Origin of the sequence: Serratia sp. AS12, from assembly GCF_000214195.1 — a bacterium.
In the GTDB taxonomy this organism is placed as follows: domain Bacteria; phylum Pseudomonadota; class Gammaproteobacteria; order Enterobacterales; family Enterobacteriaceae; genus Serratia; species Serratia plymuthica.
Map to the genome: position 1 here is coordinate 1,273,065 of NC_015566.1, position 19,010 is coordinate 1,292,074.

At 56.6% G+C, this 19,010-nt stretch carries 20 protein-coding genes and 1 riboswitch; of the genes, 3 read left to right on the plus strand and 17 right to left on the minus strand.

The annotated features are described in order from the left end of the window. Positions 1 to 7 precede the first annotated feature (7 nt). Entirely contained in the window at positions 8 to 391 is a 384-nt protein-coding gene (gene crcB / locus SERAS12_RS05875; RefSeq protein ID WP_013811865.1) for a fluoride efflux transporter CrcB, read from the minus strand. Positions 392 to 468: 77 nt separating this feature from the next. Continuing rightward, positions 469 to 531: riboswitch (Fluoride riboswitch) on the minus strand. Between the two features lie 82 nt (positions 532 to 613). Here crcB and SERAS12_RS05880 point away from each other — a divergent pair. Further along, positions 614 to 1,045 carry a GNAT family N-acetyltransferase gene (locus tag SERAS12_RS05880; RefSeq protein WP_013811866.1) on the plus strand — a complete coding sequence of 144 codons (432 nt, stop codon included), beginning with the start codon at positions 614 to 616 and terminating at the stop codon, positions 1,043 to 1,045. Here the strand turns inward: SERAS12_RS05880 and SERAS12_RS05885 are convergent. After that, complete coding sequence (locus SERAS12_RS05885) at positions 1,042 to 2,103, minus strand: diguanylate cyclase (RefSeq protein ID WP_013811867.1); 1,062 nt, start codon at positions 2,101 to 2,103, stop codon at positions 1,042 to 1,044. The two genes, SERAS12_RS05880 and SERAS12_RS05885, sit on opposite strands and share 4 nt — an antisense overlap. A gap of 219 nt (positions 2,104 to 2,322) precedes the next feature. On the opposite strand from SERAS12_RS05885, the gene tatA reads away from it, so the two are divergent. Then, a complete protein-coding gene (tatA, locus tag SERAS12_RS05890) occupies positions 2,323 to 2,532 on the plus strand; it encodes a Sec-independent protein translocase subunit TatA (protein ID WP_006324068.1) in 210 nt (69 codons plus the stop codon). 95 nt (positions 2,533 to 2,627) lie between these two features. Here the strand turns inward: tatA and lipA are convergent, their stop codons facing one another. From lipA to leuS, 13 genes are all read right to left on the minus strand, one after another. Further along, entirely contained in the window at positions 2,628 to 3,593 is a 966-nt protein-coding gene (lipA, locus tag SERAS12_RS05895) for a lipoyl synthase (RefSeq protein WP_004949576.1), read from the minus strand. Further along, on the minus strand, positions 3,586 to 4,254 hold the full coding sequence (gene lipB, locus SERAS12_RS05900) for a lipoyl(octanoyl) transferase LipB (protein ID WP_013811868.1): 669 nt from the start codon (positions 4,252 to 4,254) through the stop codon (positions 3,586 to 3,588). Before lipB ends, lipA begins: the two co-directional genes overlap by 8 nt. A 134-nt stretch (positions 4,255 to 4,388) precedes the next feature. Continuing rightward, positions 4,389 to 4,652, minus strand: coding sequence for a DUF493 family protein YbeD (gene ybeD / locus SERAS12_RS05905; protein ID WP_004949579.1), 264 nt, complete (start codon positions 4,650 to 4,652; stop codon positions 4,389 to 4,391). 111 nt (positions 4,653 to 4,763) lie between these two features. Continuing rightward, the gene (gene dacA, locus SERAS12_RS05910) at positions 4,764 to 5,975 is read right to left on the minus strand and encodes a D-alanyl-D-alanine carboxypeptidase DacA (RefSeq protein ID WP_041415955.1); all 1,212 of its coding nucleotides are present in this window, start codon (positions 5,973 to 5,975) and stop codon (positions 4,764 to 4,766) included. Between the two features lie 241 nt (positions 5,976 to 6,216). After that, positions 6,217 to 7,302: an endolytic peptidoglycan transglycosylase RlpA gene (gene rlpA, locus SERAS12_RS05915; protein ID WP_013811870.1), complete on the minus strand. Its 1,086-nt coding sequence runs from the start codon at positions 7,300 to 7,302 to the stop codon at positions 6,217 to 6,219. Between the two features lie 10 nt (positions 7,303 to 7,312). After that, entirely contained in the window at positions 7,313 to 8,425 is a 1,113-nt protein-coding gene (mrdB, locus tag SERAS12_RS05920; protein ID WP_013811871.1) for a peptidoglycan glycosyltransferase MrdB, read from the minus strand. An 8-nt stretch (positions 8,426 to 8,433) separates the two neighbouring features. After that, positions 8,434 to 10,329 (minus strand): peptidoglycan DD-transpeptidase MrdA, encoded by a 1,896-nt coding sequence (gene mrdA, locus SERAS12_RS05925; RefSeq protein WP_013811872.1) that lies wholly within the window; start codon positions 10,327 to 10,329, stop codon positions 8,434 to 8,436. A gap of 38 nt (positions 10,330 to 10,367) precedes the next feature. Beyond that, positions 10,368 to 10,838, minus strand: coding sequence for a 23S rRNA (pseudouridine(1915)-N(3))-methyltransferase RlmH (gene rlmH / locus SERAS12_RS05930; protein WP_004949595.1), 471 nt, complete (start codon positions 10,836 to 10,838; stop codon positions 10,368 to 10,370). Between the two features lie 3 nt (positions 10,839 to 10,841). Then, entirely contained in the window at positions 10,842 to 11,159 is a 318-nt protein-coding gene (gene rsfS / locus SERAS12_RS05935; protein WP_013811873.1) for a ribosome silencing factor, read from the minus strand. A gap of 188 nt (positions 11,160 to 11,347) precedes the next feature. Then, positions 11,348 to 12,010 (minus strand): nicotinate-nucleotide adenylyltransferase, encoded by a 663-nt coding sequence (gene nadD / locus SERAS12_RS05940; RefSeq protein ID WP_013811874.1) that lies wholly within the window; start codon positions 12,008 to 12,010, stop codon positions 11,348 to 11,350. After that, positions 12,000 to 13,034 carry a DNA polymerase III subunit delta gene (holA, locus tag SERAS12_RS05945; RefSeq protein ID WP_004949603.1) on the minus strand — a complete coding sequence of 345 codons (1,035 nt, stop codon included), beginning with the start codon at positions 13,032 to 13,034 and terminating at the stop codon, positions 12,000 to 12,002. The genes nadD and holA overlap by 11 nt, the downstream gene beginning before the upstream one ends. Then, positions 13,031 to 13,591 carry an LPS assembly lipoprotein LptE gene (gene lptE / locus SERAS12_RS05950; protein WP_013811875.1) on the minus strand — a complete coding sequence of 187 codons (561 nt, stop codon included), beginning with the start codon at positions 13,589 to 13,591 and terminating at the stop codon, positions 13,031 to 13,033. Before lptE ends, holA begins: the two co-directional genes overlap by 4 nt. A 14-nt stretch (positions 13,592 to 13,605) precedes the next feature. Beyond that, the gene (gene leuS, locus SERAS12_RS05955) at positions 13,606 to 16,188 is read right to left on the minus strand and encodes a leucine--tRNA ligase (protein ID WP_013811876.1); all 2,583 of its coding nucleotides are present in this window, start codon (positions 16,186 to 16,188) and stop codon (positions 13,606 to 13,608) included. A gap of 266 nt (positions 16,189 to 16,454) precedes the next feature. Here leuS and SERAS12_RS05960 point away from each other — a divergent pair, with 266 nt between their 5' ends. Further along, positions 16,455 to 16,937: a zinc ribbon-containing protein gene (locus tag SERAS12_RS05960; protein WP_004949608.1), complete on the plus strand. Its 483-nt coding sequence runs from the start codon at positions 16,455 to 16,457 to the stop codon at positions 16,935 to 16,937. Between the two features lie 130 nt (positions 16,938 to 17,067). On the opposite strand, the gene SERAS12_RS05965 is transcribed toward SERAS12_RS05960, so the two are convergent. Next, positions 17,068 to 17,682 carry an FMN-dependent NADH-azoreductase gene (locus SERAS12_RS05965; protein ID WP_013811877.1) on the minus strand — a complete coding sequence of 205 codons (615 nt, stop codon included), beginning with the start codon at positions 17,680 to 17,682 and terminating at the stop codon, positions 17,068 to 17,070. Positions 17,683 to 17,829: 147 nt separating this feature from the next. Then, positions 17,830 to 18,762: a pyrimidine-specific ribonucleoside hydrolase RihA gene (rihA, locus tag SERAS12_RS05970; protein WP_013811878.1), complete on the minus strand. Its 933-nt coding sequence runs from the start codon at positions 18,760 to 18,762 to the stop codon at positions 17,830 to 17,832. Positions 18,763 to 19,010: the final 248 nt, after the last annotated feature.

Sequence of the window (19,010 nt, forward strand, 5' to 3'; positions counted from 1 at the left end):
AAATCAGCTACTGCCCGTTAACCCAGATGACCAGCATAAACGCCAGCAAGGTCATCGCCAGAGAGCCGGCCAGATTGAGCAGCATATTGGCCAACGCCCAGGCAAAACGGCCATCCTGCAGCAAATACACCACCTCTAGCGAAAACGTGGAGAAGGTGGTTAAACCGCCGCAGAAACCGGTGGTAATCAGCAGTTTCCAGGTGGGATCCAGGTGCGCCATGCGAGTAAAGGTGGCGATGGCCAACCCGATGATAAAACCGCCCACCAGATTAACCGCCAATGTGCCCAGAGGGATATGCGCGTTAAGCGGGTTCATCTTCATGCTGATAACCCAACGCAGCACGCTGCCGACACCACCGCCAATAAAGACTGCCAGTAAAGAACTCAACATGGTTGAAATACCTTTCACTAAAAGGGGAAACCAAGGCTCAGAAAGGGGCTGGCGCAACGCTACGCACCCCTTTGAGAGGTTACGTAGACATCATCAGCCTGTGAAGGCGGTTATGGAGGAATGTCATCTCCGTTGTTCGGCGCCGCTTTTTTGCCGCGCAGGCTGGATCTTACACCCGGTGCCGCCTATTTTGTAGTATCTGTGACGACAGGGGCAATCGAAATGAAAGTGAGAACAGCGGTGCAGGCAGATAAAAAAGCCATTGTGGCGTTAATGGTTGCGCTGGATTACGCCGGAACCGAGGCATTTATTGATGCGCGCCTGGCGCAGCTATTGGCACATCCCGATGAAGCGTTGCTGGTCGCGACCGACGATGATGATAATGAGGTGCTGGGGGTTTTGTCGCTGCATTTCTTGCCGCAGTTGGCGTTGGCCGGAGATATTTGCCGTATCAGCTATTTTTGCGTTGATAGCCATGCACGTGGCCAGGGCGTCGGTCAGTTCTTGTTGGCTGAAGGAGAAGCATTGGCCCGCCAGCGCGGCTGTGACCGCCTTGAAGTGCATTGTCACAGCCGCCGTGAGCGGGCTCATGCGTTCTATGAGCGGGAGGGCTTTTTTGAAGCCCCTAAATACTTTGCCAAGTTATTAAGCTAGTTGCCGGGCACTGCCAGTTCCAGCCGATTGCGGCCATTGTTTTTTGCCCGGTACAACGCGTTGTCGGCAGCTTTCAGCCAGTCCAGATAGCCGCCCATCTCGCCGTGATAATCGGCTATGCCGGCGCTGATGTTCAGCCGCAGCTGCGGCGCTTCACGGAAAATAATGCCGTTCAACCGTTCCTGAATGCGTTGCAACGCAATGCTGGCCTGTTCGGCGCTGGTGTTCGGCAGCACGGCGCCAAACTCGTCCCCGCCGTAGCGCCCGACAATATCCACGGCACGCAGGCCGATTAACAACTCTTCCGCCAGCACCGCCAGCGCCTCGTCACCCAGCGCATGGCCGAAGGTGTCATTGATGGTTTTAAAACGATCGACATCCATCAGGATCAGGGTCGCAGTGTGTTGGTAACGGCGGCAACTGTCGAATTGGTGATGCAGTAAATGTTCCCAATGGCGGCGATTGTACAGCCCGGTCAGGCCGTCACGCATGCTGATACGCAGCAGCTCCTGTTTTTTCTGCGCCAATCGCTTGGCGGTGCGGTAGGTGACTAACCCCAGCAGGGCCGGGTAGAGATAGATCATCGGCAGGCAGAGGTAGATCTGCAGCGGCGTGCTTTGCGGCTGGAAGGGAAAACCCAACAGGGCACTGACCGTCAGGGCACCGGCCAGCTGTGCCACCAGCCCTTTAAAGAACAGGGTCTTGCCGGCGGCGGCAATATTGTTCATGCCCATCATCGACAGAATGACCACCGACGGCAATGCATTGAAGGCCATCATCGCTGCCCACAGACCGCCAAAAAACGAATCGATCAGCAGGTTGCGGGTTTCCGCCTTGAAGGGCATGGCAGAGCGGCGCGCCCATTGGTAGGCGACATGCGGCCAAATAAAACCATGAAAAATCAGCAGCCCCCACACCCAGGGGGCCGACGGCTGGGAATGGAGCACTGAAAATACGCACAGAAAACCAATCCCCAGGCCGACGATGCGTGGCAGATAGGTACGTCTGGCGAAGCTGAGACCGGATCGCCGGGTATCGATAACTGATGGTGCATACATCCTGCGGCTCCCTGATAGGTGTAACGACAGGGTACCATGCAGTGTGATAACTCAGAATAGTCTGATTAATGCGCAATGCATTTAAAAGAGGTCTCGGCGCGAGGATCTCACTCTGTTACATGTTGCTGTTGTATTGGCTTAGCGAAAGTAGGTAAATAACCCTAGGCAAGGTTTGTTTTTTCGCTGCCTCTGCAGCGCTATATGAATAAGAAGGTGAGTATGGAAGGTATCAGTATTACCAAACTTCTGGTGATTGCGGTGTTGATCATCTTGCTGTTCGGTACCAGCAAACTGCGCACCCTGGGTGCCGATCTGGGCGCTGCGCTGAAGGGCTTTAAAAAGGCCGTGGGCGATGACACGACTCCGCCGCCGGCAAACACGGCAGAAAGCCAATCCAACCCGCAGAGCGTCGAAAAGAAAGACGTGTAATCACGTTTTCTGTTTGGCAATAAAAAACGGATGCCGCAAGGACATCCGTTTTTTGGCGTTTCCGCAAGCTTAAGCGTAACAAATTATTACCGCGCTTACTTCACTTCCATCCCTTTTGCCTGCAAATCGGCATGGTAAGAGGAACGGACAAACGGGCCGCAGGCCGCATGGGTAAAGCCCATCGCCATCGCTTCTTCTTTCATTTCATCGAATTCGGCCGGGCTGACATAGCGCTGTACCGGCAGGTGATGACGGCTTGGCTGCAGGTATTGGCCCAGGGTCAGCATGGTGACGCCGTGGCGGCGCAGGTCGCGCATGACTTCAACGATTTCCGCATTGGTTTCCCCCAAGCCGACCATCAGACCGGATTTGGTTGGGATGTGCGGATGCGCTTCTTTGAACCGCTCAAGCAGCTTCAACGACCATTCGTAGTTGGCGCCCGGACGAACCTGGCGGTAGACGCGCGGCACGTTTTCCAGATTGTGGTTGAACACGTCCGGCGGTGTCGCTGTCAGAATTTCCAGCGCGCGATCCATACGGCCACGGAAATCCGGCACCAGCGTTTCAATTTTGATGGTCGGGTTTTTCACGCGGATGGCGGCGATACAGTCGGCAAAGTGCTGAGCACCGCCGTCACGCAGATCGTCGCGGTCAACCGAAGTGATCACCACATAGCGCAGGCCCATGTCGGCGATGGTCTGCGCCAGTTTTTCCGGCTCGTTGGCATCCGGGGCGACCGGGCGGCCGTGGGCCACGTCGCAGAACGGGCAACGGCGGGTACAGATAGCGCCCAGGATCATAAAGGTGGCGGTGCCGTGGTTAAAGCATTCAGACAGGTTCGGACAGGAAGCTTCTTCGCACACCGAATGCAGACCGTTTTTACGCATGGCGGCTTTAATGCCCTGAATGCGCGTAGAGTCGGCAGGGAGTTTGATCTTCATCCACTCGGGTTTACGTAACAGCTCCTGCCGTTCGGTGACCACCGTTTTAACCGGGATCAACGCCATTTTGTCTGCATCGCGGTATTTAACGCCGCGTTCCATCTGAATTGGTTTACTCATAATCGTGCAGGTTCCAGTTACGAAGCTCGACCTTCGGGTAGCCGAGTAAATGAACAAATTCCTGTACCAGGATTGGGTGTACGTCTTCTATGCCTACGCCGGGCACCAGCGCGCTGACCTGCGCCATTTGCATGCCGGCGTAACCGCAAGGGTTGATACGTTGGAAGGGGCTGAGATCCATGGCCACATTCAGCGCCAGGCCATGGAATGAACTGCCTTTGCGGATCCGCAGACCCAACGAACAGATTTTTTGCTCCCCCACGTAAACACCGGGCGCATCCGGGCGGGCGCGCGATTCGATATGAAAGTGGGCGAGGGTATTAATAACGGTATCTTCGATAGCCGTGACCAGTTGGCGAACGCCAACCTTGTTGCGTTTTAGATCGACCATCACGTACATCACCTGCTGCCCCGGACCGTGGTAGGTCACCTGGCCGCCGCGATCGCTCTGGACCACCGGAATATCACCCGGCATTAACAGATGCTCCGCTTTACCGGCCTGGCCCTGAGTAAACACGGGCTGATGCTGAACCAACCACAGCTCATCGGGCGTGGCATCGGTTCTGCGATCGGTGAAGTTGTGCATGGCTTGGGATACAGGCTCATAGGGCTGCAACCCCAGCTGACGCAAAATGATCTTGTCTGGTTGCAAAAGAGTCATCGTCAGGTTACAGAAGTGGTAATGCCATTATACCGGGCGCTCTGGCCGGCGACCAGCATTTAGCTGACCAAAAATGCGCAACCCGGGCAGACGATCCTCTGGCCCGGGTTAGTTAGCAGGGTTTTGTGCTGGAATTACAGTACCATGCGGACAATTTCAATGTTGCCCAATTCATCATATAACGTCTCCACCTGGTCGATATGGGTAGCGTTGATGGTGATGGAAACGGAGTGGTAATTGCCTTTGCTGCTCGGTTTAACTTCAGGATTGTAATCCCCGGGAGCATGGCGCTGCACCACTTCAACCACCTGGTCCACCAGCTCTGGTTGTGCCAGGCCCATTACCTTGTAGGTAAACGAGCAAGGGAATTCGAGCAGTTCGTTCAGTTTAGTTTTCATGTGCGCTCCAGAGTGCTGCTATCAACATAGCGAATCTATAAATTATAACTCCCGCCGGAGCGGGAGTTAATGTTAATCAGTATATGGGGGCAATTTTGCCCGTTTCAACTGTTAACCGAACCAGTGGTGGAACATCAGTTTGATATAATCCACGATGCGGCTGAAGAAACCGCCTTCTTTCACTTCGTTCATCACCACCAGAGGACGCTGATCGATGGTTTTGCCATCCAGCTGGAAGTTGATGCTGCCGACAACCTGGTTTTTAGCCAGTGGCGCATGAATCTCCGGTGTGTTCAGCACGTAGCTGGCTTTAAGATCTTTCATCCGGCCGCGTGGGATGGTCAGGTAGACGTCTTTGTCCACGCCCAGCTCAACGCGATCCGCATCGCCGAACCAGACCGGTTCAGACGCAAACTCTTTGCCCACTTTCAGCGGCGCAACGGTTTCGAAGAAGCGGAAGCCCCAGGTCAGCAGTTTCTTGCTTTCGGTTTCACGGCCTTTATAAGTCCGGCCGCCCAGTACCGCAGAGATCAGGCGCATCTGGCCTTCGGTGGCGGAAGCCACCAGGTTGTAGCCTGCCGCATCGGTATGGCCGGTTTTGATGCCGTCCACGTTCAGGCTGGTATCCCACAGCAGACCGTTACGGTTCATCTGACGGATATTGTTGAAGGTGAACTCTTTTTCTTTATAAATCGCGTATTCGTCCGGCACGTCGCGGATCAGCGCCTGGCCGATCAACGCCATATCGCGCGCCGAGCTGTACTGGCCCTGTGCGTCGAGGCCGTGTACCGTCTGGAAGTGGGTGTTCTGCAGGCCCAGCTTGCTGACGTAGGTGTTCATCAGGTTAACGAATGCGTCCTGGCTGCCGGCCACGTAATCGGCCATCGCCACACAGGCGTCGTTACCGGATTGCAGGTTGATGCCGCGGGTCAGTTTGGAAACCGGCACGCGATCGCCTGGCTTCAGGAACATCAGCGAAGACCCTTTGAATACCGGGTTGCCGGTTGCCCAGGCATCTTGCCCCACGGTAACCATGTCTTCCGGGCCGATTTTACCCGCTTTCAGCGCCTGGCCGATGACGTAGCTGGTCATCATTTTTGTCAGGCTGGCCGGATCGCGGCGCGCGTCGGCATTCATTTCCGCCAAAACTTTACCGGAGTTGTAATCAATCAGGACGTAGGCTTCCGCATCGATTTGCGGCACTCCTGGGATCATGGTCTTGATATTAACGTCATCGGCTTGCGCAACGGAAGCTGCACTCATCGCGATAACGGAGCCGAGCGCTATGCTCTTGATTAAACGAAAAGAAGTTACTTGTTTCATGATCGAGAGGACAACATCCATGAGGGTAAAGTTAAAAACGAGCCACACTATAACAGATGAGATTCCGGCAGGCATTATCCATTCATCTGACTAATAGCGCTTTACCGGCATTTTGCTGAAAGAAAATGTTTCAGCTAGAGAAACGCTTATCAGTCGCGATCGCCCGCCGGGGCTTCATGCTTTTGACCTTTCAAGCTGCAGCAGTGTCGGCTGCAACTTGAAATTGGTCGGGTATCTCTGTTTAGGGGGCGGCAGTGACAAAAGATTGTTGTTGCGCTTCCGAAGCCAGGCGCTGTTGCAACTGTGCCGCCTGCTGGCGATCGCTGAACGGGCCTAACTGTACGCGGTAGACACCGCCGCTGGCGGCAACCTTGCCTGGCACGCCAAACTGCTGGCTCAGGCTCTGTTGCCAGGTTTGTGCGCGTTCAGCGCTGCTGAGTGCGCCAACCTGGACGACATAGCTCCCGGCGGAAGAGGCGCCGACAGCAACGGCTGCGGTGGCGGCGACGGGGGCTGCAATGGCGGCGGCGCTGACGGCCGGTTCAGGTTCTGAACCTTCCAACACGCCGGCGGGAACCTGGCTTGGTGCGCCGAGGAAACCGGTGCGGCTGCTGCCGGCAGCGGCGGCTGGGGCGTTGTCACCGGTATCCAGGCTGTTGTTATCTATTGGACGTACTGCGGCGCCGCTGGCGATGGGGGCTTCCTGCTGCACGGGAGTTCCCATGCTGCTCGAGCCAAGATCGGGGCGCGAGGGCAGGGCGTAGCTTTGTTTGGCGACGATCGTCCCTATGGTGCCGGGGCCGCTCAGGGTGCCATCCGGCGCCACGTTGATGAAATCAACTTTAACCTTGGTGTTGTTGGACAGGTTCAGACGGTCGGCAACGGCTTTCGACAGATCGATAATGCGGCCATTGGTGTAAGGCCCGCGATCGTTCACGCGAACCACCAGTTGGCGGCCGTTGGCGAGGTTGGTCACGCGCACGTAGCTTGGGATCGGTAGCGTAGGGTGCGCGGCGGTGAGGCCGTTAGGATCGAACTGCTCGCCCAGCGCGGTGGTGTTGCCCCGGGCTTCTTCACCATAGGAGCTGGCCAGACCGGTCTGCGAGAAGTTCTGCGGGTCCTTCACGATGCGGTAAGTATCGCCATTAACCTTATAATCCTGCAGGGTGCCAGGGTTATAGGGTTCATATTGAGGCTCAACGCCGCCGATTTCCACCACCGGCCCGTTATACGGCTGCGGCGGCGGCGCCTGCTGTTCCGTGGTCGGGGAGGTACAGGCGGAAAGCAACACAGCCACTACGCCGACCCAAAGCCATTCCTTACGCATTACTCACCTCTTATAAACTTTTAGACAGCATTTTCCGATGCGTGTGGATCGACATGATAATGCCGAACCCAGCCATAAGTACGATCAGCGCCGAACCCCCGTAACTGACCAGAGGCAAAGGTACGCCAACTACCGGTAAAATACCACTGACCATACCAATGTTAACAAACACATAAACGAACAGAATCAGCATCAGGCCGCCGACCATGACGCGGCCGAAGGTCGTCTGCGCCTTGGCGGCGATCATCAGCCCGCGGATAATCACCAGCAGGTACAGCGCCAGCAGCACTAGCACCCCAATCAGCCCGAGTTCCTCGGCCAATACCGCGAAGATGAAGTCGGTATGGCGCTCCGGCAAGAACTCCAGCTGCGACTGGGTGCCATGCAGCCAGCCCTTGCCGGACAGGCCGCCAGAACCTATGGCGATTTTCGACTGAATAATATGGTAGCCGGCACCGAGCGGATCGCTTTCCGGATCGAGCAGCATCATGACGCGGTCGCGTTGATAGCCGTGCATCAGGAAGAACCACAGCACGGGAATAAAGGCCGCCAGCATCACGGCGGCAACGGCGATCAGCTTCCAGCTCATGCCGGACAGGAACAGCACGAACAGGCCGGAGGCGGCGATAAGAATCGACGTGCCCAGGTCCGGCTGCGCAGCAACCAGTAGGGTCGGCAGGAAAATCAGCACCAGCGCAATGGCGGTATTCTTCAGCGAAGGCGGGCAGACGTCGCGGTTCATAAAGCGCGCCACCATCAGCGGAACGGCGATTTTAGCGATTTCTGACGGCTGGAAGCGCACAAAGCCGAGATCCAGCCAGCGCTGAGCACCTTTACTGATCTGCCCGAACGCGTCCACCATGATCAACAGGATCACGCAGAAAATGTACAGATAGGGCGCCCAGCTTTCATAGACCCGCGGCGGGATCTGAGCCATTACGCCCATCACGATCAGGCCCATGACGATCTGGCCGATTTTGCGTTCCATCATGCCGATATCCTGGCCGCTGGCACTCCACATCACGAATGCGCTGTAGACCAGCAGGGCCAGAATGAATAACAGGAAAGTGGGGTCGATATGGATTTTGGTCCAGAGCGAGCCTTTTTGTTGGCTTTCAGTCATGTTCTACCTTAATCACCTTCTACACCAGGCGGCAGTGGGGCCTCGGCTGGTAATTGCGTATTGTTGTCGCCCAGCAGGATATGGTCGAGGATCTGACGGGTAATCGTCCCGACAGCCGGACCGGAACCGCCGTTTTCCAAAATGATGGCGACCGACACCGTTGGATTGTTGTACGGCGCAAAGGCGGTCATCAGTTTGTGGTCACGCAGATGCTCTGCGAGTTTGTGGGCGTTATAGGTTTCGTAGCCGAATACCTGTGCGGTACCCGATTTTGCCGCGGCTTTGTAGGGGGCATCCGCGAAGTACTTACGCGCCGTCCCGTTAGGGCGGTTGGCGACACCATACATGCCGTCTTTGGCAATTTCCCAGAAGCCGGAATGAATATCGCCGATCTGCGTGCTCTCTTCCTGACGGAAAGGCACCAGCACACCGTTGATTCGGGTGCTCTGCATCAGATGCGGCGTTTTGACGTTGCCGTCGTTAATCAGGGTATTCAGCGCCTTGGACATCTGGATCGGCGTTGCGGTCCAGTAGCCCTGACCGATGCCCACCGGGATGGTATCGCCCTGGTACCAGGGTTTTTTATAGCGTTTGAATTTCCAGTCGCGGGTCGGCATCAGGCCGGAACGTTCTTCGGAAAGATCGATGCCGGTGTACTGGCCATAGCCAAACTTGGTCAACCAGGTCGACAGGCGATCGATGCCCATGTCGTACGCCACCTGATAGAAGAAGGTATCCGCCGATTCTTCCAGCGCTTTGGTGACGTTCAGGCGGCCGTGGCCCCATTTTTTCCAGTCGCGAAAGCGTTTTTCCGAACCGGGCAACTGCCACCAGCCGGGATCGAACACGATGGTGTTTTTGGTGATCACCCCGGCGCTGAGCGCCGAGACGGAAATATAGGGTTTCACCGTTGACGCAGGTGGGTAAACCCCTTGCGTGGCACGGTTGATCAGTGGCCGGTTCGGATCGTTCAGCAGCCCCTGATACTCTTTGCTGGAGATGCCGTCCACGAACAGGTTCGGGTCATAGCTGGGGTTGGAGACCATCGCCAGAATGCCGCCGGTGCGCGGATCACTCACCACCACTGCCGCCCGACTGCCCACCAGCAATTGCTCGATATAGCGTTGCAGGTTGAGATCCAGCGTCAGGTAAACATCCTGGCCGGCGGAAGGCGGCTGCTCGTGCAACTGACGGATGACCCGACCGCGGTTGTTGACCTCGACCTCTTCGTAGCCGGTTTTGCCGTGCAGGGTGTCTTCGTAATAGCGCTCGATACCCAGCTTGCCGATATCGTGGGTGGCGGCGTAGTTCGCCAGCTTACCGTCTTTGTCCAGCCGTTCGACGTCGCGATCGTTGATCTTCGAGACGTAACCGGTGACGTGAGTGAGGGCGGAACCATAGGGATAATAGCGGCGCTGGTAACCTTTCACTTCCACACCGGGGAAGCGGAACTGATTGACCGCAAAGCGGGCGACCTGCACTTCGTTCAGCGCGGTTTTCACCGGGATGGAGACGAAACGGCGTGAGCGCTTGCGCTCTTTCTCGAAGTTGCTGATGTCGTCGTCGGTCAGATCGACCACCGGTCGCAGCGCTTGCAGCGTCGCTTTCAGATCGTCGATCTTTTCCGGCATCAGTTCCAACTGATAGATAGTGCGGTTGAGCGCCAGCGGGGTGCCGTTACGATCGTAAATAATGCCGCGGCTGGGGGCGATGGGCACCAGCTTGATGCGGTTTTCGTTGGAACGGGTGCGGTAATCCTCGACGCGGACAATTTGCAGATTATACAGATTGGCGATCAGGGTGCCGCTCAGCACCAGAATGACCAAAAACGCCACCAGGGCGCGGCGTACAAACAGGGCAGATTCAGCCGTATAGTCGCGAAAAGGGTTACGTTCTATTTTCATCCCGCTGCTTTATTTCACTCTGTCACTGTCACCACCGGTTATTCCCGGTGGTAAGGATGATTTGTTGTAATACTCCAGGCGCGATAGAGGCTTTCAGCCACCAGGACGCGCACTAAAGGATGCGGCAATGTCAATGGCGAGAGCGACCAGCTTTGTTCGGCAGCGGCTTTGCAGGCCGGTGCCAGCCCTTCAGGGCCGCCAATCAGCAGGCTGACGTTGCGGCCATCCTGCTTCCAGCGTTCGAGCTGTTGCGCCAACTGCGGCGTTTCCCACGGCGTACCGGGGATATCCAGCGTGACAATGCGGTTGCCTTTGCCCACCGCAGCCAGCATCTGCTCGCCTTCCTTTTCCAGTATGCGTTTGATGTCGGCATTCTTGCCGCGCTTGCCTGCCGGGATTTCGGTCAGTTCAAACGGCATGTCTTTCGGAAAACGATGCAGATAATCCATAAAGCCGGTCTGCACCCAGTCTGGCATCTTAGTGCCGACCGCGACCAGTTGCAGTTTCACCGCTTAGCTCCAGAGTTTTTCCAGCTCATACAGCTGACGGCTTTCTTCCTGCATGACATGTACGATCACATCGCCCAAATCGACCACTACCCAGTCGGAGGCTTCCTGACCTTTCATGCCATACAGTTCCATGCCTGCGGAGCGGGCTTCCTGCACTACGTGGTTGGCGATCGACATCACGTGGCGGGTAGAGGTCCCGGTGCAGATGATCATGCAATCGGTGATGCTGGATTTGCCCTGTACATCCAGAGCGATAATGTCTTGGCCTTTCAGGTCATCAATTTTATCGATGACGAAATCTTGGAGCGCTTTACCTTGCAAAGGTTCCCCCTCGGGTGTGTTCTGTTTGTTCGACTGCGGTGGGCAAATGCCCGCATGCGGCCTGAATCAATGATAATGTCGGCAGGATGCCGCTGAAAGCCAGCTGGTAATTGCCCGGCCAGCTAAGGTTTCCGGGGTTTTCAGCGAATACCTGAAAAATAGCGGCGCAGTATATCACGCGACTCCGGCTAGCGATATAAACCCTGTAACTCGATATAGCGCTGTACCGAACGCGGCAACAGGTCGTCACAGCTGAGGCCCTGATGGCGGCGCTGGCGGATTTCCGTGGCGGAAATTTCCAACTGCGGCGTGTCGGCCAGGTAAATATGTCCCTGCGGCCGTTGGCTGAGCAGCGCGGCGTCGGTGACCCGATGACGCTCCAGCCACTGTTGCAGTTCCGGCGTATCCATTTGGTCATTGTAGCCAGGGCGGGCCAACACCAACAGATGGCAGACATCCAGCAATGCCTGCCAGCGGTGCCACTTGTGCAGCGTCAGCAGCGAATCCTGACCAATAATAAAGGCCAATGGCAACGCGGAGCCACGTTCTTTACGAAGAGTTTCCAGCGTCTCAATGGTATAGGACGGTGTAGTGCGGTGCAGTTCACGATCGTCAACGGCGAACAGCGGGTTATTGGCGATCGCCAGCTCAACCATCTTCAGCCGTTGTTGGGCATTGGCCTCAGGCTGCGGACGGTGTGGGGGAACGTGGTTTGGCAGCAGCGTGACCTGGTTCAGACCGACTTCTGCGGCCAGCGCTTCCACCGGCCGCAAATGGCCGTAATGGATAGGATCAAAGGTGCCGCCGAACAGGGCATGCAGGATTGTCGCGCTTTGCGGATTAGTGGGCATCTGAAAAACTCGTGGCCAGGGGTTTGCCGCACAGCAGCATCGACAGGGTTTCCAGTTCCGGCCATACCGACTGACCGTAATCCTGCTTCAGGGTGATCTCAATCTGCGTCAGCAGATGAACCGCCTGCTGCAACTGAGCGCCGGACAGCCGCTGCAGGGCCTGTGTCACCAGGTTGCGGCGGTTTTGCCAGACCTTGTATTGATCGAACAGCGTGCGCAGCGGCACGGATGCCATGCGGCGTTGCAGGTTGAGCAGTTGCAGCAGCTCGCGTTGCAGGGTGCGCAACAGGATCACCGGTTCGACATCTTCCTGCTGCATTTGCTGCAGAATATGCCAGGCGCGTTTGCTTTTGCCCGCCAGCAGGGCGTCCAGCCAGTGAAACGGCGTAAAGTGAGCGGCGTCGTTCACCGCCAGTTCAACGCGTGGCAGCGTGAGCTTACCGTCCGGATGCAACAGCGACAGCCTTTCCAGCGCCTGCGACAGCGCAAGCAGGTTACCTTCGTAGCAGTAACACAGCAGCTGGTTGGCGGCATCGTCCAGTTCCAGTTTCATGGTTTTGGCGCGCTGTGCTACCCAGCGGGGTAACTGCGCTTGTTCCGGCGTCTGGCAACTGACGTAAGCGCCATTTGGGCTAAGCGCTTTGAACCAGGCGCTGTTTTCCTGCGCTTTGGTCAGGCGAGGGCCGCGCAGCATCAGCAAAATGTCGTCATGCAGCAGCGCCGCCAGCTTGATCAGTTGCTCGCCGAGTGGGGCCGTCGGGCCGTTATCCGGGAAGATCAGCAGCAGGGTCTGGCGGCTGGCGAACAGGCTCATGGCCTGACAGATGCTGAAAATGGCGTCCCAGTCGGTATGGGCGTCGAGAGAAATGCTGTAGTGCTCGGTGAACTGCTGTTGTTGCGCGGCCTGCCGGATCAGATCCTGGCTTTCCTGCAGCAATAACGGCTCATTGCCACTCAATAAATAACAAGCGCGCAGCCCCTCTCGGAGCTGCGCGGCAAGTTGTTCAGGATAAATACGGATCATTGCGCTGAGAGAATTTCCGCTTTTTCACCGGCGGCGGCAGCTTTTTGCTGAGCTTGTTCTTCCGCCGCATGCACGGTCAGCAGTTTGCGCACCAGTTGCTGGGCGGCCTGCTCACGCATTTCCTGGCGAATGATATCCTGTTCGGAATCTTTTGCCAGCGCGGTCAGCGGGTTGTCGAAGAACGAACGGAAGACTTTCACGTTCAGCGGATACAGATCATGACCCGGGATCAGGACCTGCGCTTGAACGGTCAGCACCATCTGATACTCAGCGGTTTTGCCGTCCTGGAAGATCGAGGCGGTGTCCTGGCTTTCGCTGGAACCGACGAGACGCAAGGAAGGAATGTCCTTACGTTTCGGATCTTTGACGATAGTCACGTCGTTCAGACGCAATTGCTCACGCACTGCGCGGGTCAGCGGACCATAAGGATCCCCACTGTCCAGTATCAGCGTTTTCATTTCCGAGGGGACCTGCGTGGTGCCACGCAGGTGAAAACCGCAGCCGGCGGTGACCAGCACCGCCAACCCCAGCAACAGCGTCAGAATACGATGTCGCACAACTCCTCCTTGTGTTAACCCACAACCAGGTTAAGCAATTTGCCCGGAACATAGATCACTTTACGAACCGTAACCCCGTCCAGATATTTAGCGACCAGATGTTCCTCGGCGGCACGCGCACGTACCTGCTCTTCGGTTGCATCTGCTGCCACAGTGATTTTAGCGCGAACTTTGCCGTTTACCTGTACCACGACCAGCTTGGAGTCTTCGACCATCGCCTGCTCGTCAGCCTGTGGCCAGGCTGCGGTATCCACATCGCCTTCGCCGCCCAACGCCTGCCACAGTGAGAAGCAAACGTGCGGGGTAAACGGATACAGCATACGAACGACGGACAGCAACGCTTCCTGCAGCAGAGCGCGATCCTGCTCGCTTTCCTGCGGCGCGCGGGCCAGTTTGTTCATCAGCTCCATCACGGCCGCAATGGCGGTGTTGAAGGTCTGACGACGGCCAATATCATCGGTCACTTTGGCGATGGTCTTATGCAGATCACGGCGCAGCGCTTTCTGATCTTCGTTCAGCGCCGCGACGTTCAGCGGCTGGACAGCGCCTTTCTCAAGGTGTTCGTAGGCCAGTTTCCAAACGCGTTTCAGGAAGCGGTTTGCCCCTTCCACACCGGATTCCTGCCATTCCAGCGTCATTTCCGCCGGCGAGGCGAACATCATGAACAGACGTACGGTATCCGCGCCGTATTTCTCGACCATCACCTGCGGGTCGATGCCGTTGTTTTTCGACTTCGACATTTTGCTCATGCCAGCATAGACCAGTTCGCGACCTTGTGGATCGGTGGCTTTAACAATGCGGCCTTTGTCGTCGCGTTCAACGGTGGCGTCGACCGGGGAAACCCACACGCGCTCGCCGCTGTTGCCGGTGTAATAGAAGGCATCCGCCAGTACCATGCCCTGGCACAGCAGGCGTTTTGCCGGCTCGTCGGAATCAACCATGCCTGCGTCACGCAGCAGTTTGTGGAAGAAGCGGAAATACATCAGGTGCATGATGGCGTGTTCGATACCGCCGACATACTGGTCCACCGGCAGCCAGTAGTTGGCGGCGGCCGGATCCAGCATGCCCTGGTCGTACTGCGGGCAAGTGTAGCGCGCGTAGTACCAGGAGGATTCCATAAAGGTGTCAAAGGTGTCGGTTTCACGCAGCGCTGGCTGGCCGTTAACGGTGGTTTTCGCCCACTCGGGATCGGCTTTGATCGGGCTGGTAATGCCGTCCATCACTACGTCTTCCGGCAGGATCACCGGCAGTTGGTCTTCCGGGGTTGGCATTACTGTGCCGTCTTCCAGCGTCACCATCGGGATCGGTGCGCCCCAGTAACGTTGACGAGACACACCCCAGTCGCGCAGACGGTAGTTGACCTTGCGTTGGCCCACGCCCTTGGCGACCAGTTTGTCGGCAATGGCGTTGAAACCGGCTTCGTGATCCAGACCATCGAACTCGCCGGAGTTGAACAGCGCGCCTTTTTCGGTCATCGCTTCAGCGTGTACGTCCGGCTGGCTGCCGTCGAGCGTCAGCACGACCGGTTTGATCGGCAGACCATATTTGGTGGCGAACTCCCAGTCGCGCTGGTCGTGAGCCGGAACCGCCATCACTGCGCCGGTGCCGTATTCCATCAAGACGAAGTTGGCAACCCAAACCGGCACCTTCTCGCCGGACAGCGGATGAATGGCGAACAGGCCGGTCGGCATGCCTTTCTTCTCCATCGTCGCCATGTCGGCTTCGGCCACTTTGGTATTGCGGCACTCTTCGATAAATTCAGCCAGCGCCGGGTTATTCACCGCACCCTGTTGCGCCAGCGGGTGGCCCGCCGCGACGGCCACATAGGTGGCGCCCATGAAGGTATCCGGACGGGTGGTATAAACGGTCAGCTTCTCGTCGCTGCCCGCCACGTCAAAGGTGATGTCCACCCCTTCGGAGCGGCCAATCCAGTTGCGCTGCATGGTTTTCACCTGTTCTGGCCAGCTTTCCAGCGTATCCAGATCGTTGAGCAACTGATCGGCGTAGTCGGTAATTTTGATGAACCACTGCGGGATCTCTTTACGCTCGACCTTGGTGTCGCAGCGCCAGCAGCAGCCGTCGATAACCTGTTCGTTGGCCAGCACGGTCAGATCGTGCGGGCACCAGTTGACGGCGGAGGTTTTCTTGTAGACCAGGCCTTTTTCGTACAGCTTGGTGAAGAACCACTGTTCCCAACGGTAGTAATCCGGATCGCAGGTGGCGATCTCGCGATCCCAGTCATAGCCGAAGCCCAGCAGTTTCAGCTGGTTCTTCATGTATTCGATGTTGTCGTAGGTCCACGGAGCCGGTGCGGTGTTGTTTTTAACCGCAGCGCCTTCCGCTGGCAGGCCGAACGCATCCCAGCCGATCGGCTGCAGCACGTTTTTGCCCAGCATGCGTTGATAGCGCGAGATCACGTCGCCGATAGTGTAGTTACGAACGTGTCCCATGTGCAGACGGCCTGATGGATAGGGCAGCATGGATAGGCAGTAGTACTTTTCCTTGCTCGCGTCTTCGGTAACCTTGAAAGTTTGCTTCTCTTGCCAGTGAAGCTGTACGTTCGATTCTATGTCTTCTGGACGGTATTGCTCTTGCATGGCGGCTGGTGGTCCTGTAGGTGTAAAACAGCTACATCCGTAGCATTCTGTTGAGTACTTATAGATCCGCATAGCATAGCTGATAAGACCTCCCGGCAACAACACCAAGCGCCCGACTCGGCGCATTTAAAAAATCCCCGCCATGATATGACTCACATCTTGGGGATCCCGTGCCTTGCCAAGTGACATCAGCAATTTACGACTAAAATGATAAGAGATAGTTTTAGGAGATAAGCCCTGTCACGTAAGTTCATCGAGGAGAGAATATGAACAAGGTTGCTCAGTATTACCGCGAATTGGTGGCATCTCTGACCGAACGCCTGAAAAATGGAGAGCGTGATATTGACGAATTGGTCGCCGGCGCCGAAAAACGGTTGAACGAAGCGGGTGAATTGACGCGCGGTGAGGTGGAACAGGTTATCCAGGCGGTACGGCGCGACCTGGAAGAGTTCGCCCGCAGTTACCAGGAAAGCAAGGGCGAGTTTACCGACAGCGTCTTTATGCGGGTCATCAAGGAGAGCCTGTGGCAGGAGTTGGCGGATATTACGGACAAAACCCAGTTGGAATGGCGAGAAGTGTTTAAAGACGTCAGCCATCACGGCGTCTACCACAGTGGTGAGGTGGTCGGGTTGGGCAATCTGGTGTGCGAGCAGTGCCACCATCATTTGGCGTTTTACACGCCGGAAGTGCTGCCGCTGTGCCCTAAGTGCGGCCATGACCAGTTCCAGCGTCGCCCCTTCGAACCTTGAGTGTTACCCCCTCATCCTTCTTGGCAAATCAGGATGAGGGGAGGCGATCAGCCGAAGAGCTTTTTCACCAGATTACTCAGAAAACCGCCGCTCGCCGGGGTTTGCAGCGCCGTAGGCTGGGCTGTCGGGGCTATTGCGCCTTGGCCGGCACCTTTTGCGTCACGGCAATGCGGCTGTCTTGCGCGGCTTTTTCAGCGACTTCCGGCCCATAGGCAAAACCTTCCGCCAGCACGAACTCTACGTCGGCGATGCCGATAAACCCGAGGAACAGCTTCAGATAAGGGGTGATCAGATCGGTTGGCGTATCGGCGTGGATACCGCCGCGGCTGGAGATCACGATCGCTTTTTTCCCGGTAACCAGGCCTTCCGCGCCTTCAGAGGTGTAACGGAAGGTTTGGCCGGCGCGCGCCACCAGATCGAAATAAATTTTCAGTTGGGTAGGAATATTGAAATTGTACATTGGGGCACCGATGATGACAGTGTCGTGCGATTTCAATTCAGCAATCAGCTCATCGGAAAGCGCCAGCGTCTCTTTTTGGTGCTGCGTCAAGGGTTTATCACCGGCGTTAAAACCGCCAACCACTTCGCCATCCAGCTCGGGCAGGGTTGGGTTGGCCAGATCACGAACGGTAAATGTGTCATTCGGATGTGCTTTACGCCACTGTTCAACAAAAAAATCGACTAATTTTCCAGACTGGGAATAATCGCCCAGAATACTTGATTTCAGGACCAGTATACGACTCATTGGGCTATCTCCAGACTTGCTCTAAGGTGTTAGTGTGCGGTGTATGAGGCATCTTAGAGGCAAGCCGCAGTCAGTGATAGCGTAAAAATTCGCTGAGTTAAATCAAAAAAATTGAATGTAACGGGGCGCAGTGAGCGCCCCGACCAATCAGTAACGCGCCACGCGTTCAATCAGCAGTTCGATAAATCCTTCGCGATCAATACCGGTCAGCACTTCAACGTTGGCCGGTTTACCGCTCTGCTGGAAATCATCCACCACCGTCATGCCGAGGGTATATTCCCCTTTGGTTTCCACGCCGACCCAGCGTTCGATGCCGGTAAACAGCTGCGGTGCCAGCAGCCAGGCGATGGTGCAGGGATCGTGCATTGCGGCACCCGGCAACCCGCGTGGGTGGCTGAGGTACAGCGGCAGATAGAAATCGAGCATCTCTGCAACCGCCTGTGCCACCGGATTGCTAATCTGGCGGATACGTTCGATATCCTGCGGCAGCACCAGCGCCTGATGGGTGACGTTCAACCCGGCCATGGTCAGCGGCACGCCGGACTTCAGCACTGTTTCTGCGGCTTCGGGATCGACAAAGATATTGAATTCCGCCACCGGCGTGGCGTTGCCGGCATTCATTCCGCCGCCCATAAATACAATGCGCTCGATGTTGCCTTTCAGCTCAGCATGCTGGGCCAGTAACAGGGCGATATTGGTCATAGGGCCGGTGACCACCAGGGTGATCGGTTGCGGGCTGGTGCGCAGCAGGCCGGCTATCAGTTCCACGGCGGTTTGCGTGACCGGTTTTATCGTTGGCGTTGGCAGATGGGTATTACCCATACCGGTTTTGCCGTGGACATGTTCGGCAATCACCAGCGCGCGCATCAGCGGTGCTGCGGCACCGGCAGCGACGGGAATATCTTCGCGTTTCATCAGCGTCAGCAGGCCAAGCGCGTTATGCAGGGTTTTCTCCGGCGTCTGGTTGCCGGCGGAAGTGGTGATGGCCTTGATGTCCAGTTCCGGCGAGCGTAGCGCCATGGCAAGGGCAATGGCGTCGTCCAGGCCGGGGTCGCAGTCGATAATGATAGGGCGGGGCATGTTTATCTCCTTTGTTTACCCGTCGTCTTTCAAGCCGCAGCGTTCAAATCTGTTCCCGACAGATTTGTCGCTCACCCCAGTGACTTGACTTTAGTCAGCGCCTGGGGATGAGCGAGCTGGTCGCCTGGCTGTGCTGTACAGAGATGTACAAATGCCGCGAGCGCATGGATGCGGCTTGAGCGGCCAACTTGAAAGCCATAGGGTAGAGTTATGCTGTGAGCATCGGATCAAAACAGGGGAGAAACAAG